This window comes from Corynebacterium variabile, from assembly GCF_006539825.1.
Taxonomy (GTDB): Bacteria; Actinomycetota; Actinomycetes; order Mycobacteriales; family Mycobacteriaceae; genus Corynebacterium; species Corynebacterium variabile.
This window is the reverse complement of the sequence record NZ_BJNT01000020.1, coordinates 22349-36282: the sequence shown is the minus strand read 5'-3', so window position 1 is coordinate 36282 and position 13934 is coordinate 22349. Positions and strand designations below refer to the sequence as shown.

Genomic DNA, 13934 nt, shown 5'->3' with positions numbered 1-13934 from the left:
GGCGTCCCGACCGGATGGTTTCGTCACTCTACATGCGATCCTAGGCCAGCCAGCCAGACGGTGCAGTCCACCGGGACCGAGGTGGTGACACCCGGGCGACTTGCGGCGATGACCTGTCTGTCCGCCGGAACCAGCCAGTCGTCGGTGCCCAGGTTGGCGACGATGAGAACGCTCCCGTCGGCCTCTTCTGTCGGTGTGACCTCCACAGCGACGGTGTCTGTGACGGTGTCTGTCCGGGTCTCGAGGACCCGCGCCGTGCCGTCGGCGATCCCGAGCTCCTTCCGCAGGTGCAGCAGCGAGCGGTACAGCTCCAGGGTGGACGCCGCGTCCCCGGTCTGCCGGTCGACCGCCAGGTCGGCAAAGATCTCCGGTTGCGGGAGCCACGGCGCTGCCTTGTCCGCTGCCGGGTTCCGCACCTCGTCGGCGGACCAGGGAACCGGGACGCGGCAGCCGTCGCGTCCCAGTTCCGGTGTGTCCGTGCCACGGGTGCGGAAGAAGGTCGGGTCCTGGCGCCTGTCGTCCGGGATGTCGAGGACCTCGGGAAGTCCCAGCTCCTCGCCCTGGTAGAGGTACGCCGAGCCAGGAAGGCCGAGCATGAGGGTGGTCGCGGCGCGGGCCCGGTCCAGGCCGACTGTGCGGTCCGGCTCTGTCACCGGGCCTGCGAGCTGGGTGACCGCCTCCTCCGGAGCGAGTGCCAGGCGGGTGGCGTGCCGGATGACGTCGTGGTTGGAGAGCACCCAGGTCGTCGGCGCGCCGACGGCGTCATTGACCCGGTAGGACTCACCGATGACCTCGCGCAGCGCGGCGGCGTCCCACCGGGTATCGAGGAAGGAGAAGTTGAAGGCCTGGTGGTGCTCGTCAGGGCGGACGTACCGGGCGATCCGGTCGATCGGCTGCACCCACGCCTCGGCGACCATGATCCGCTCGGCGGTGTCTGTGCTGTAACTGTCCAGGATCTTCCGCCACCGGCGGTAGATGTCGTGGACGCCGTCCCGGTCCCAGTAGGGCGTGGAGGTGGACGCCATGGCCGCGTCGTCGGTGCCTGCCTCGGCGTCGCGGATCTCCACGTCCGGCAGGCCAGGCTCCTTGATCATCCCGTGGGCCACATCGACCCGGAAGCCGTCGACACCCCGGTCCAGCCAGAACCGCAGGACACCGTCGAAGGTGTCCCTGACCTCCTGGTTCCCCCAGTTCAGGTCGGGCTGGGAGGAGTCGAAGAGGTGCAGGTACCACTGGTCGCCGCCGGTCGCTCCCTCGGTCTTCGACCACGCTGCGCCGCCGAAGTTGGACTCCCAGTTGTTCGGCGGGGTGTCCGGGTCATTCTCGTCGATGTCGCGGAACATGTACCGGTCGCGTTCCAGGCTCCCGGGAGCGGAGGCCAGGGCGGCCTGGAACCACTCGTGCCGCTCACTGGTGTGGTTCGGAACCAGGTCGACGATGACGCGTAGACCGAGGTCATGGGCAGTGGCGATGAGGGTGTCGGCGTCGTCGAGGGAGCCGAAGAGGGGGTCGACATCGCAGTAGTCGGCGACGTCGTAGCCGGCGTCCTTCTGCGGGGAAGGGTAGAACGGCGAGATCCACACGGCGTCCACCCCGAGATCGCGCAGGTAGGGCAGGTGCGCGGTGATGCCGGGGAGATCACCGAGGCCGTCGCCGTCGGAGTCCGCGAAGGAACGGGGATAGACCTGGTAGATCACGGCGCGGCGCCACCAGTCGGTGGGTGTGTGGCTCATGGCGCCACCCTACGTGGTCAGGGACGACCCGGCAGGGTGGTGACGCTGCCGGAAACCAACCGGTCGGGTCGATCCCGGCTGAGGCGTCGGTGTGAAGGTGGCGCTCAGTCCTGGGCGCCGAAAATCTCGACGACCTTGGCGACCGAGGCCGGAGCACCGGCGACCGACCAGAGCCTGCCGGCGGCCTCGACACGCTCGACGCGTCCGCCCGCACCCTCGACCAGCGCACGGCCGGGCAGCAGGTCCCACGGCAGGACGCTGTGCTGCATCCAGCAGCCGGTGTTGCCCTGCGCCACATTGCCCAGGTCCACCGAGGCCGAGCCGTTCCAGCGGACCGTCGCGAACTCCTTGACGACTGCGGTGTAGGCCGCGCCGACTGCCGGGTCAGCGATGTCGGTGGGGTGCAGGTAACCGCCGAGGCAGGTCCGGTCCGGGGTGACGTTGAGCGGGGAGTCATCGAGGCGTCCGACCGGGCGGCCGTCGACGGTGGTGGGAAAGTCCGCGCCGCCGAACCAGGTGTAGCCCATCGCCGGGCGGTGGACCGCACCGAAGTGGAGCAGGTCGGGGTCCTCCGGATCGCCCTCGACCAGGGCGAGTGCGGAGCACCAGTAGTCCGAGCCGGTGGTGAAGTTGTAGGTGCCGTCGACCGGGTCGATGACCCAGGTGCGTCCGGAGTGCGAGGGGGCGGAGGTACCCTCCTCGCCGAGCAGACCGTCCTCGGGACGCAGGGTACGCAGTGTGGTGGCGATGAACTCCTCGGCGGCCTTGTCGGCGACGGTGACGACATCGGAGACCGAGGTCTTGTACTCGGTGGTCAGTCCGGCTTCACGCATCCGCCACGCGAGACGGCCGGCGTTGTAGACGAGGGCCTGCGCAAGGGCGGCGTCGTCATCGCGGTCGTGGGCGATGATGAAGGTCTTGGTGATGGCCTGGAGTGCTTCGGCAGGGATCGGTGAGGTCTGCGAACTCATGCTGCCCATTGTGCCGTGGCGGGTCGGGGTCCGCGCGATGGGGTGGGGTGTGGGGCGGTAGAGTAGGCGACCATGCAGCCGGATGTCACCCAAGCGCTCGACCACCTCGACAGCACCCTCACCACCATTGAGAAGGTGCTGGACCTCGACGAACTCGATGACCGTGTCCGCGAGCTCGAGGCGCAGGCCGCCGACCCGTCGCTGTGGGACGACCCCGACCACGCCCAGCAGGTCACCTCGCAGCTGAGCCATGTGCAGTCGCGGCTGAAGAAAGTCCGTGGGCTGCGCTCGCGGCTCGATGATCTGCCGGTGATGTACGAGATGGCCGACGAGGCCGCCGTGGAGGACGCCGCCGAGGGCGCCGAGGCCAAGGAACTGGCGGACGCCGAGCTGGCTGATCTCCGGGCCGACATCGAGTCCCTCGAAGTCACGACCATGCTCTCCGGTGAATACGACGACCGCGAGGCCGTGGTGAACATCCGTTCCGCCGCCGGTGGCGTGGATGCCGCGGACTGGGCCGAGATGCTCATGCGCATGTACACCCGCTGGGCCGAGAAGAACGGCCACAAGGTCGAGGTCTACGACATCTCCTACGCCGAGGAGGCGGGCATCAAGTCCGCGACCTTCGTCGTCCACGGCGACTACATGTACGGCACCCTCTCGGTCGAGCAGGGGACGCACCGCCTGGTGCGCATCAGCCCCTTCGACAACCAGGGACGCCGCCAGACCTCCTTCGCCGAGGTCGAGGTGCTGCCCGTGGTGGAGACCTCCGACCACGTCGACATCGACGAGAACGACGTGCGCGTGGACGTCTACCGCTCCTCCGGCCCCGGTGGTCAGTCGGTGAACACGACCGACTCCGCCGTGCGACTGACGCACATCCCGACGGGCATCGTCGTGACCTGTCAGAACGAGAAGTCGCAGATCCAGAACAAGGCCTCGGCCATGCGGGTGCTGGCGGCGAAACTGCTGGAGCGCAAGCGACAGGAAGAGGCCGCGGAGATGGACGCGCTGCGTGGCGACGGCTCCAACTCCTGGGGTAACCAGATGCGGTCCTATGTGCTGCACCCGTACCAGATGGTCAAGGATCTGCGGACGAACTACGAGGTCAACGACCCGTCCAAGGTGCTCGACGGTGGCATCGACGGGCTGCTCGAGGCCGGCATCCGCTGGCGCATGGCCCAGCAGCAGGGCGAGGACGCGTAGGGGTTCGCGTCTCGCTCCCAGGTTGACCCGGGTTAACCTACCCCTAGGGCGGTCAACCCGGACTGTCGGGTTCTGTCGTGTACGGCAGGGCCCTTGTGCTGCGTCGCATGTGGTCCGTGAGGCTGTCGCCGTGCTCGCGCTGGGCGAGGCGTCCTCCGGTGGTCTCGTCAGAGGCCTGCAGGAGAACTGCGGTGACCTCGGGATCGGCTCCCATCGTGCCGCGAGGTTGTCCGCGGGTCCGTGCTCCTACGTGCCCGTGTCATGAGCTGACCCGGATCGGAAGAATCTGTCCGACGGATCGTGCAGATCCGGGTCAGCTCATGACAGTCGTCGTGGGGGAGGTAGGTAAGCGGCCACCCCTCTGCTAATGTCTGACTGGTCAGTCAAAGAAACTATCTGAGTCAGTGGAGGCAAGCAGTGGCCAGGAAGGTCGACCCGGAGAAGATCGCGCAGAAGAAGGCGGAGATCGCCGAGGTCGCCGCCCGACTTTTCGCGACCAACGGGTTCGAGTCCACCTCCGTCGCTCAAGTCGCCCGCGAGGTCGGCACCAGCCCGGCCAGTATCTTCTACTACTTCCCTGACAAGGCGTCGCTGTTCCGGGCCCCGTTCGAGGCCGACCTGCCGGCGGCGGAAAAGCTCATCGAGCAGCACCGGAACACCGACAACCCCCTGGCGTCCATCCTCGACATCCTCAGCGAACTCTCGAAGGACGCCGCGTACCCCTATGCCCAGGGGATGCTCGTCGAGTCGCTGCGCCGGATGGGGCACGACCCGGAACTGGTCGCCGCGTCAGAAAAGGTCGCCGCCGTCCAGCGCAAGGGGCTCACTGATCTCATCCGACGATCCATCAATGCAGGTCAGGTCGATGCAATTCTCGACCCGGACCACACCGCAGGCTGGCTGATGACCGTCGTCGACGCCTGCTACCTCAACGCCGAACCCGGCCACGATCCGTCACCCGAGGTGCGACGCACCGCGCAGGGCTACCTGCGACCGGGCTACCTGAAAGAATCCGACCATGTCTGAACGGCCTGAGAAGTTCGATCCCACCACCGTCACCATTCCCGCCTGGTACCGGCCGATCTTCACCGTCGTCGGTGCCGTCCTCGGGCTGGTGCTCGCCTTCCTCGTCGGGCCGTTGGTCGGCTGGCTTGTCGACCTGTTCGGCGAGGCCCCGGTGATTCTGCGCGCTCTCGACCAGCTCTCCCTCGCCTGGGTTCTGCCGATCCTCGTCGCCTTCGGCGGCATCGCCGGCTTCGTGATCTGCACCGCGTGGATGGATGATTCGGGGGCGATCGAGGTCGCCGACTGGGGTATCACCCTCCACCACAAGACCGATGACAGGTTCCTCTCCAAGGACAGGATGACGCTGCTGGTGGCGTCCGAGAAGGAGTTTGTGGTCCTCGACGGGGACGCCGAGGTCTACCGCGGTGGCATCGAGGACGAGATGGTCCCGGGGCTGCGTGCCGCGCTGGAGGAGCACGACTATCCGCCTCTGGCGGACGCCGACCCCTTCGCCGCCGACTTCACCGACTGGATCGACGGGGACGGACGCAAGGACGCCGCGGTCGATGATCTGCTCCGTGCACGCAAGCGGGCCCTGGCGGACAAGAAGGACGGGGAAGCGGAGGCTGCGCTGGAGAAGCTCCGAGCTGCCGGTGTCGCCGTGCGGGACCGGAAGGGGCGCCAGCAGTACCGGCTGGTGTGACCCGGAGCGTCCTCCCTATGCCGGGTACTCCATCGGGGTGCCCGGACCCAGCGGGATGTCCAGCGCCCACCAGCCGAGGAAGAAGAGGTACCAGCCGATGATGACGACGATGCAGTAGGGGAGCATCATCGACATCACCGTGCCGAGTCCGGCCTTCCGGTAGTAGCGCATGAGGAAGGCGAAGGCCATGGCGAAGTAGGGGTTCAGCGGGGTGACGACGGCGGTAGCGGAGTCTCCGATGCGGAAGAGCATCTGGGAGACCTCGGGGGTGACACCGATGTACATCAGCATCGGCACGATGACCGGTGCCATCAGTGCCCACTGTGCTGAGCCGGAGGTGACCAGCATATTGAGCACGGCGACCATGACGACCACACCGAAGAAGAGCACGGGCGCGGGGAGATCCCAGCTCTGCAGCAGGTCAGAGCCCTTGATCGAGACCCAGATGCCGATGTTGGACGCCGAGAACCAGGAGACGAACTGGGCCACCACGAAGAACAGCACGAGGATCGGCAGCATGGTCTGCAGTCCGCGGGCCATGAAGTCGGACACGTCGGTGGCGGTCGTGATGGTCTTCACCGCCAGGCCGTAGACCAGACCGAGGATGAAGAAGATCACGGCGATCGGTACGGCGATGTTGGTGATCAGCGGGCTCTCCATCACGGCGCCACCTTCGCCCTGCAGCGGGGAACCTCCGACGAAGAGAGGGGCGAAGTAGAGCGCCAGGCAGACCACGAGCGCGAGACCCGCGAGCTTCAGGCCCCGTGACTCGTTCGGCTTGAGGGTGAGACCGGTGATCTCCCGGCCCTCGTCGTCGGTGAAGCTCACCTCGCTGTAGTCGACCTGGTCGTGATCGACGATCTGGTGGATCTTCCGGTCCATGTACAGCTCGGTGAGCAGGGTGATGATGATCGCCAGGACGATGGACGAGCCGATGACGAAGTAGTAGTTGGAGAGCGGGTTGACCTCGTAGTCCGGGTCGACGATGTGCGCCGCGGAAGTCGAGATACCGGACAGCAGCACGTCGGTGATGTTGAGCAGCAGTGAGGCGTTGAATCCGGTGGCGGACGCGGCGAAGGCGACGACCGCACCGACGATGGGCGAGCGTCCCAGGGCGTTGAACGCCATGGCACCCAGCGGGATCATGATGACGAAGATCGCGTCGGAGGCGATGGAGCCGGTGACGGCGGTCAGGGCGACGACGAAGGTCAGGGTCTTCGGTCCGGTCCGGGCGACAACGGCCCGGACGGCGGCGGAGATGAGGCCCGAATGCTCGGTGACGGAGACGCCCAGCATGACGGTGATGATGACCCCGAGCGGCGGGAACCCGGTGAAGTTGGTGACCGCCCCGGAGACGATGTCGGTCAGTCCGTCACTGCTGAGCAGGTTGACGACCTCGACCTTGTCGCCGGTCTCCGGGTCCGTCGCGGACATCCCGATCAGCGAGCCGAGCCAGCTGAGGACCAGGACGATTCCGGCGAGGCCGACGAAGAGCCAGAAGGGGTTGGGCAGCAGGTTGCCCATCCGTTCGACGACGCCGAGCAGACCCGGCGTCCTCGTCTCCCCGGAGGAGGTGTTCTCTGGTGGGCTCGGGGATTCCGGTGGCCCCGCATCGTTGCTGAGGGTTTCTACTGCATCCTGCTAGATTTCTGAGGGGGTCGGTGTATCACTGTCACACATTTCTGCACAGTATCAACGGTGTTCGAGGGTCGCACGCAGAATGCGGGTCTGGGCGGCGGAAGTGATCCTCATACACCAGTCGACCTGCAGTGATGTGGTACTAGCATCGGAGTCATGTCACAGTGGAAGAGCAGTCTGGCACCCGCGGTGCACCTCCGTGGCCTCGTCAAACGCTACGGGGACACCACCGTTCTCGACGATCTCGACCTCGACGTCCGCGCCGGCGAGGTCCACGGTTTCCTCGGCCCCAACGGTGCGGGCAAATCCACCACAGTCCGGATCCTCATGGGGGAGTTGCGCTGCGACGCCGGGGAGGTCAGCGTCCTCGGATTCGACCCGTGGACGGACGCCGTCGCCCTGCACCGGCGCACCGCCTACGTCCCCGGGGACGTCGAACTCTGGCCGAACCTCACGGGCGGGGAGATCCTCGACGTCCTCGGCAGGCTCCACGGCGGCACTGACCGGGCACGTCGGGACGCCTTGGTCGACCGGTTCGGCCTCGACCTCACGAGAAAAGGACGGCAGTACTCCAAGGGGAACCGGCAGAAGGGCGCCCTCGTCGCGGCCATGTCCACCGATGCGGACCTGTTCCACTTCGATGAACCGACCTCCGGACTCGACCCGCTGATGGAGTCGGAGTTCCGGCACTGTGTCCACTAACTGACCCGCCGTGGCGCGACGGTCCTGCTGTCCAGCCACATTCTCGCCGAAGTGGAGGCACTGGCCGACCGGATCTCCGTGATCCGTGACGGCCGCATCGTCGAGACCGGCACCCCGGAGGAGATGCGGCACCTGTCCCGCACCACGGTCACCGTGCGGGCCGGGGAACCCGTCACCGACCTTGCCGACCTGCCCGGTGTCCACGACCCTGAGGTGCTCGGGGAGGACGCCTGCCATGTCCATTTCGACGTCGACAGTGCCGACCTCGCTGCGGTGATCCGCGCGCTCGGCGAGCACGACGTCCGCAGTATCTCCGCGGCACCGCCGAGTCTCGAGCAGCTCCTGCTCCGGCACTACGGGCGGGCGGACGACGGGCGGGCGGACGCATGACCACGGTCACCGGCACCGGTGCCGCCCTGCGGTTCCAGCTGCGCCGTGACCGGCTCCGCCTGCCACTGTGGGTGGCGGGCGTGCCGATGTTCGCCCTGTACTTCTCCGTGGCGATCACGGTCGTCACCGACCACGGCACCGAGCTCGGATCCTTCGCTCCGATCCTCGGCAACCCGGTGACCATGCTCGTCGGCGGGCCCGGCTACGGCTACGACCACATCACCGTGCCGCGGATGATCGCCGGCGTCTACCTTCTCTACCTCATGCTCGCCGCCGCGGTCCTCGGTATGACGACCGTCATCCGGCATACCCGCGTCGACGAGCGGACCGGTCGGGCGAGCCTGCTGCCCGACCGTCCCGGATCCGCGGTGGCACCGGGGTGGGTCCGCACCGTCCCGGCCCTGGTCTGGCGGTTGCAGCGGACCGGGGTGATGGGGTGGGCGGTGTCCCTGGCGATCGGAGGACTTGTCTTCGGCCTCTTCGCGGGCACGATCGGCGGAGGTGCGGACGACCTGCCGAGCACGCTCACCGACCTGCTCGGCGGACGTGACGGCCTCGTCGACGGCTACCTCGGGTTCATGGGGCTCTTCTTCGGGCTCGCCGTCACCGCGTATGCACTGCTGGAGGTGCAGGACCTTGCAGGACACGAGGAGCAGGGGTTCACTGCGACCGTACTGGCCACCGGGGTAGGGCGGATGCGCTGGTATCTGTTCTGGGCCGGAGTACGGGCGGTGACGGTGGTGCTGCTGCTCGGGCTCGCCAGCCTGGGGGAGGGGGTCGGAGCAGCGCTGGTCACCGGTCGCGGCGGCGACGTTGTGTCCTGTCTGGCCGGTCATGTACTGCTCACGCCGGCGGTGTAGGTGTTCGGTGCCGCTGCAGCGGCACTGCACGGCCTGCGCCCGGAGATCTGGCGACTGGTGTGGGTGGCTTTCGTCGTTGCCGACGTCCTCTCTCCGGCGGGATGATGAGGCTGGGTGACGACGTGCTTCAGTTGTCCCCGTACGAGCATGTCGGCCGGGTCCCGGGCGGGGAAGCGGACGTGGTCGGGCTGGTGGTGCTCATGGCGGTGGTGTTCACCGGGGTTGGCGTCCTCGGATTCTCCCGACGGGACCTGCAGACACCATGAACAACATCAGTCACATCTGTTTCATCAGCCCCACCCGACCAGGTAGGGTAGCCGTCGTGATCACTTTCGAGAAGGTCAGCAAGACGTACCGCGGGTCAGGTCGGCCCGCGCTGAAGGATGTCTCGGTCAACATCGACAAGGGGGAGTTCGTCTTCCTCATCGGTCCGTCCGGCTCGGGCAAATCGACGTTCCTGGAACTCATGATCCGCGAGGAGGTCGCGGACAGCGGCACGATCAGTGTCGCCGATTACCAGGTCAACACGCTCAAGCCCCGGGACGTCCCGAAACTCCGCCAGCGCATCGGCTACGTCTTCCAGGACTTCCGGCTGCTGCCGAAGAAGAACGTCTTCGACAACGTCGCCTTCGCCATGCAGGTCATCGGCAAGGACAAGGAGGAGACTGCCACCGCCGTGTCGCGGGCCCTCGAGCTCGTCGGACTGTCCGGCAAGGAGAACCGCCTGCCCAACGAGCTCTCCGGTGGTGAGCAGCAGCGCGTCGCCATCGCCCGTGCCGTGGTCAACCGCCCGCTGGTTCTGCTCGCCGACGAGCCGACCGGCAACCTCGACCCGGACACCTCCACCGAGCTCATGGGGCTGCTCAGCCGCATCAACCGCGACGGCACCACCGTGGTCATGTCCACGCATGACAACACGGCGGTGGATTCGATGCGTCGTCGCGTTCTCGAACTGTCCAAGGGAAAGCTCGTCCGCGATGACGCCCACGGCGTCTACGGTGTGGGACGCTAGGGGAGAAACGAACGATGAAGCTCGGATTCATTCTCAGGGAGGCCTTCGACGGCTTCCGGCGCAATATCACGATCACTGTCGCCATGGTCATCACCACGGCGATCTCCCTGGCCCTGGTCGCGACGGGCATCCTGCTGACCAATATGACCTCCGATACCAAGGAGATCTACCTCGACCGCATCGAGGTCATGGTCCAGCTCGACGACGACACCTCCGGCACCGACACTGACTGCTCCGGCGCCGAGTGCGCGGCGGTCAAGGACAAGCTCGACGCCAATGACGAGGTCGAGGCGGTCACTTTCCGCAACAAGGACCAGAGCTTCGAGCGCTTCGTGGAGCTGTTCAAGGACTCGGACCCGCAGCTCGTCGCACAGACCAGTCCGGACGCCTTCCCCGCGGCCCTGCACGTGCGGCTCGCGGACCCGCTGGACACCTCCGCCATCGACGAGATCCGTGAGATGCCCGGCGTGGCCACCATCGTCGACCAGGGTGATGACCTGCGCGGCGCGACCCGCAACCTCGACGCCATCAGGAACGCCAGCTTCATCCTCGCCGTGGTGCAGGGCATCGCCGCGATCCTGCTGATCATGAACATGGTGCAGATGGCCGCCTTCCAGCGACGGACCGAAGTCTCCATCATGCGTATGGTCGGCGCGACCCGCTGGTACACCCAGGCCCCGTTCGTCATCGAGGCGGTTCTCGCCGCCCTGCTGGGGTCGGTGCTGGCCGTGGTCGGCATGTTCGCCGGCAAGCAGTTCATCCTCGACAAGGCGCTGAAGTCTCTCTATGACTCGCACCTCATCGCACGCATCGACACCTCGGACATCTGGGTGATCGCGCCGGTGGTCGTCATTGTCGGCGTCCTCATCGCGGCGGTGACCGCACAGGTGACGCTGCGCTGGTACGTGAAGAAATAGCGGTGACCGGGTAGTATTACCCGGGTTATGGTGAAGAAGAGTACGCCGGTGGATTCCGGCAAGGGTGCGGGCAAGAAGGCCGCCAAGGCGAAGGGGACGCCGGGGCGCAAGGGCGGCGGCCCGCTGGTCGTCGCGACCAACCGCAAGGCGCGGCACAACTTCAAGATCCTCGAGACCTACGAGGCGGGTCTGGCCCTGGTGGGTACCGAGGTGAAGTCGCTGCGTGAGGGCAAGGCATCCCTGGTGGACGCCTTCGCCACCGTCGACGACGGCGAGATCTGGCTGCGCGGCCTGCACATCCCCGAATACACCCACGGCACGTGGACCAACCACGCGCCGCGGCGGACCCGCAAGCTGCTCATGCACCGCGGTGAGATCGACTCGGTCATGGGTAAGGTCCGCGACGGCAAGAACACCCTCGTGCCCCTGCAGATCTACTTCTCCGGAGGACGCGCCAAGGTCGAACTCGCGCTGGCCACCGGTAAGCAGGACTACGACAAGCGGCAGGACATCAAGCGCCGCACCGAGGAGCGCGAGGTCACCCGCGAACTGGGACGCCGCGTCAAGGGCATCAACGCCTGACGGGAATTGTCTGAGTGGGTGCCGCGTTATAGTCTGTAGATCCTGCCGTTGACCGAGCTTTCCGGCGGCAGGGGATGTACAGAGGGGTCGATCAGGTTTCGACTTCGTGCATTGAGCCAGGGGAAGCGTGCCGGTGCAGGCTAGAGACCACCGCAAGCGTCGCAGCAACCAATTAAGCGCCGAGAACACTCAGCGCGACTACGCTCTCGCTGCCTAATCCAGCGAAGCGTGTCTGTCGGCCCGGGGTCTGTTCCCCCTCCGGTCACCGGCATCGTTCCGGGAACTTACCTGACGGCCCCGTCATCCGGACCGTCAGGGACATTTCAGGGTGACTGGGCTCATCGTCCGGGCAGGTCTGCGTGACCCGGAGAGCCGAGCAGGGATAGAGCGGACTGCGCACGGAGAAGCCCTGGCGAGGTCGCGAAGGACCCGGGTTCAATTCCCGGCGGCTCCACGACTAGACCCCCTGACCTATTGCAGGTCAGGGGGTCTTTCTCATTCCTCCGGAAGGGGCTGTACCCCTGCCGTGCCCACACTTTGCCCACACTCCGGCGGAAACAAGGCCGTCCCCATGGCGTCCGCGATTACGTCGAGGTCGTCCTCGAAGAGGTGCCCGTACTGGTTCAACGTCATGGCCGCGTCCTTGTGCCCCAACTGCCGCTGGATCGTCTTCACGTGCGCCCCGGAAGAAATCATGATCGACGCCGCGGTGTGTCGGAGCTCGTGCGCGGTCAGGTGCTCCGGAAACGTCTCGTCTGCCGCGTGACACTCGGCGACTGCAAGGCCCAACCAGTGGCCGGCCCGCGGTGGTTTCAGTGGGCCTCCGGTCCTCGGTGCCTCCCATAGGAGCGCGTCCCGGTCCTTGCCCGCGGCGACCTCCGTGAGCATGTCCTCGACCGGCGGGGGCACTACGACGGTTCGCGCCTCGTGTCCCTTCAAGTCGGTCAACGCCACGCCGTTATCGACCTTGGAGTACGCGCGGGATAGTCGGACGCGTCCCCGCCCCTGCATGTCCTTCGGGCGTAGGGCGGACATTTCGCCCCACCGGGCGCCGGCGGTCGCTAGGAACCACACGACGGGCCTGTAGAACTCCGGGGCGGCTGCGGCTAGTGCTCGTACCTGCTCGGCGGTCAGCGCCTGTTTCTCGGCCTGCATGGTGCGCGGTAGGCGGATCCCCTGCCGGGCCGGGTTGGTGACCAGGCGCCGGTCGTTCACGGCAACGTCGAGGATGGACGCTAGGACGCCGTGAACGTGCCGGATGGTCTTCGGTGCCAGCGGGCGGGGCTCGCGGGTGGGGGCGTGCAGGCTGTTGATCCACCGTTGTACGTCTCCGGGCTCGATCTTGGCGACCTGCCACGGGCCCCACTTCGGCTGTACGTGGACACGCCAGAGCGATTCCTGCCGGCGGCGCCATGACTCGGACACGTCAACGAGCCCGGCCTGCCACTGTTCGCCGATCGTGTCGATGGTGGCGCGTCCTGCGGTCGGTGGAATGTACCCGCCGGTGATCTTGTCTACCTCGACGGTGGCGGCGAACGTGTTGGCGTCTCGGCGGGTGCGGAAGCCGCGCTTGTCGGTCTGGCGGCGGTCTGGGGTGCGGTAGCGGACCCGGTAGCGGCGTTCGCCGGCCTTCGTGGTGTACGGCTCAATCGTTGCCACGGGCCGGGCTCTCGTGGCGCTGCTGTTCGCGGGTGATGGTGCCGGCGGCGACGTTCAGGAGTAGTTCCACGTCGTCGGTTCCCATGGCGGCGCGTAGTTGGTCGATGGTCTGCAACGCCTGGTGCTCGTAGCGCCACCGTAGGCCGGTCCTGTTGCCGATCGCCTCCGGGATCCAGTCGGGTTGGCCGGGGGGAAGGGTGAAGTTCCGGGCGACTATCTCGCCGGCGGTGGCGTCCGGGTTGAAGGCGTCGCCGAGGGTGTCTTCGGGCTCGACGGGGCGGGTGCCGTCCTCGTCGGTGAAGACGGTGGGGGCTAGTAGGGCGGCGGCGGACGCGTCGATGTAGGCGGCGACTGTGACGAGCTCGTCAACGTCGATTCGGCGTTGGCCGTTCTCCATCTGGGATATGACGCTGTGCGACATGTGGTGTCCGCTGCGGGTCATCTCGGCGGCGAGGCTGCGGATGGTGTGGCCTGCCTTTTTCCGGTAGTGGGCGATGTTCTGGCCGACCATGAAGGTAGTGGCCTTCGGGGGGTTGGGTGTCGGTGGCATAACGAG

The 13934-nt window shown here is 66.8% G+C and carries 14 protein-coding genes, 1 other RNA gene and 1 pseudogene; 10 read left to right on the top strand and 6 right to left on the bottom strand.

The genetic code is table 11. The features are described 5' to 3' along the window. Window positions 1-23: 23 nt before the first annotated feature. Window positions 24-1733, bottom strand: a complete 1710-nt coding sequence (locus CVA01_RS12055; RefSeq protein WP_141331023.1) for a glycoside hydrolase family 13 protein — start codon at window positions 1731-1733, stop codon at window positions 24-26. Between the two features lie 104 nt (window positions 1734-1837). Then, window positions 1838-2704 carry an inositol monophosphatase family protein gene (locus CVA01_RS12050; protein WP_373862680.1) on the bottom strand — a complete coding sequence of 289 codons (867 nt, stop codon included), beginning with the start codon at window positions 2702-2704 and terminating at the stop codon, window positions 1838-1840. A gap of 72 nt (window positions 2705-2776) precedes the next feature. Between CVA01_RS12050 and prfB the strand changes: the two genes are divergently transcribed. Then, a complete protein-coding gene (gene prfB, locus CVA01_RS12045) occupies window positions 2777-3910 on the top strand; it encodes a peptide chain release factor 2 (RefSeq protein WP_014009228.1) in 1134 nt (377 codons plus the stop codon). A gap of 52 nt (window positions 3911-3962) precedes the next feature. Here the strand turns inward: prfB and CVA01_RS14965 are convergent, their stop codons facing one another. Further along, window positions 3963-4124, bottom strand: coding sequence for a hypothetical protein (locus tag CVA01_RS14965; protein WP_170209780.1), 162 nt, complete (start codon window positions 4122-4124; stop codon window positions 3963-3965). Between the two features lie 203 nt (window positions 4125-4327). On the opposite strand from CVA01_RS14965, the gene CVA01_RS12040 reads away from it, so the two are divergent. Together CVA01_RS12040 and CVA01_RS12035 are read left to right on the top strand one after the other, a co-directional pair. Continuing rightward, window positions 4328-4936, top strand: a complete 609-nt coding sequence (locus tag CVA01_RS12040; protein WP_141331019.1) for a TetR/AcrR family transcriptional regulator — start codon at window positions 4328-4330, stop codon at window positions 4934-4936. Continuing rightward, complete coding sequence (locus CVA01_RS12035) at window positions 4929-5618, top strand: YqeB family protein (protein ID WP_141331017.1); 690 nt, start codon at window positions 4929-4931, stop codon at window positions 5616-5618. The genes CVA01_RS12040 and CVA01_RS12035 overlap by 8 nt, the downstream gene beginning before the upstream one ends. 15 nt (window positions 5619-5633) lie before the next feature. Here CVA01_RS12035 and CVA01_RS12030 read toward each other — a convergent pair whose 3' ends face one another. Continuing rightward, complete coding sequence (locus CVA01_RS12030) at window positions 5634-7163, bottom strand: AbgT family transporter (protein ID WP_141331015.1); 1530 nt, start codon at window positions 7161-7163, stop codon at window positions 5634-5636. A 270-nt stretch (window positions 7164-7433) separates the two neighbouring features. On the opposite strand from CVA01_RS12030, the pseudogene CVA01_RS12025 reads away from it, so the two are divergent. From CVA01_RS12025 to ssrA, 7 genes and pseudogenes are all read left to right on the top strand, one after another. Beyond that, a pseudogene (locus CVA01_RS12025) lies at window positions 7434-8348 on the top strand (ABC transporter ATP-binding protein). Further along, complete coding sequence (locus CVA01_RS12020; protein ID WP_141331013.1) at window positions 8345-9208, top strand: efflux permease Rv1217c-related protein; 864 nt, start codon at window positions 8345-8347, stop codon at window positions 9206-9208. The pseudogene CVA01_RS12025 and the gene CVA01_RS12020 overlap by 4 nt, the downstream one beginning before the upstream one ends. A gap of 101 nt (window positions 9209-9309) precedes the next feature. Beyond that, window positions 9310-9474: an efflux permease Rv1217c-related protein gene (locus tag CVA01_RS14960; protein ID WP_507762521.1), complete on the top strand. Its 165-nt coding sequence runs from the start codon at window positions 9310-9312 to the stop codon at window positions 9472-9474. Window positions 9475-9530: 56 nt separating this feature from the next. Beyond that, window positions 9531-10220 (top strand): cell division ATP-binding protein FtsE, encoded by a 690-nt coding sequence (gene ftsE, locus CVA01_RS12015; RefSeq protein ID WP_141331011.1) that lies wholly within the window; start codon window positions 9531-9533, stop codon window positions 10218-10220. A gap of 14 nt (window positions 10221-10234) precedes the next feature. After that, window positions 10235-11137 carry a permease-like cell division protein FtsX gene (gene ftsX, locus CVA01_RS12010; protein ID WP_014009237.1) on the top strand — a complete coding sequence of 301 codons (903 nt, stop codon included), beginning with the start codon at window positions 10235-10237 and terminating at the stop codon, window positions 11135-11137. A gap of 27 nt (window positions 11138-11164) precedes the next feature. Further along, window positions 11165-11719: an SsrA-binding protein SmpB gene (gene smpB / locus CVA01_RS12005; RefSeq protein ID WP_141331009.1), complete on the top strand. Its 555-nt coding sequence runs from the start codon at window positions 11165-11167 to the stop codon at window positions 11717-11719. An 83-nt stretch (window positions 11720-11802) separates the two neighbouring features. Then, window positions 11803-12176, top strand: a transfer-messenger RNA (tmRNA) gene (ssrA, locus tag CVA01_RS12000). Between the two features lie 38 nt (window positions 12177-12214). On the opposite strand, the gene CVA01_RS11995 is transcribed toward ssrA, so the two are convergent. Next, on the bottom strand, window positions 12215-13378 hold the full coding sequence (locus CVA01_RS11995; RefSeq protein WP_141331007.1) for a tyrosine-type recombinase/integrase: 1164 nt from the start codon (window positions 13376-13378) through the stop codon (window positions 12215-12217). Beyond that, on the bottom strand, window positions 13365-13928 hold the full coding sequence (locus CVA01_RS11990; RefSeq protein WP_170209779.1) for a helix-turn-helix domain-containing protein: 564 nt from the start codon (window positions 13926-13928) through the stop codon (window positions 13365-13367). The genes CVA01_RS11995 and CVA01_RS11990 overlap by 14 nt, the downstream gene beginning before the upstream one ends. Window positions 13929-13934 lie beyond the last annotated feature (6 nt).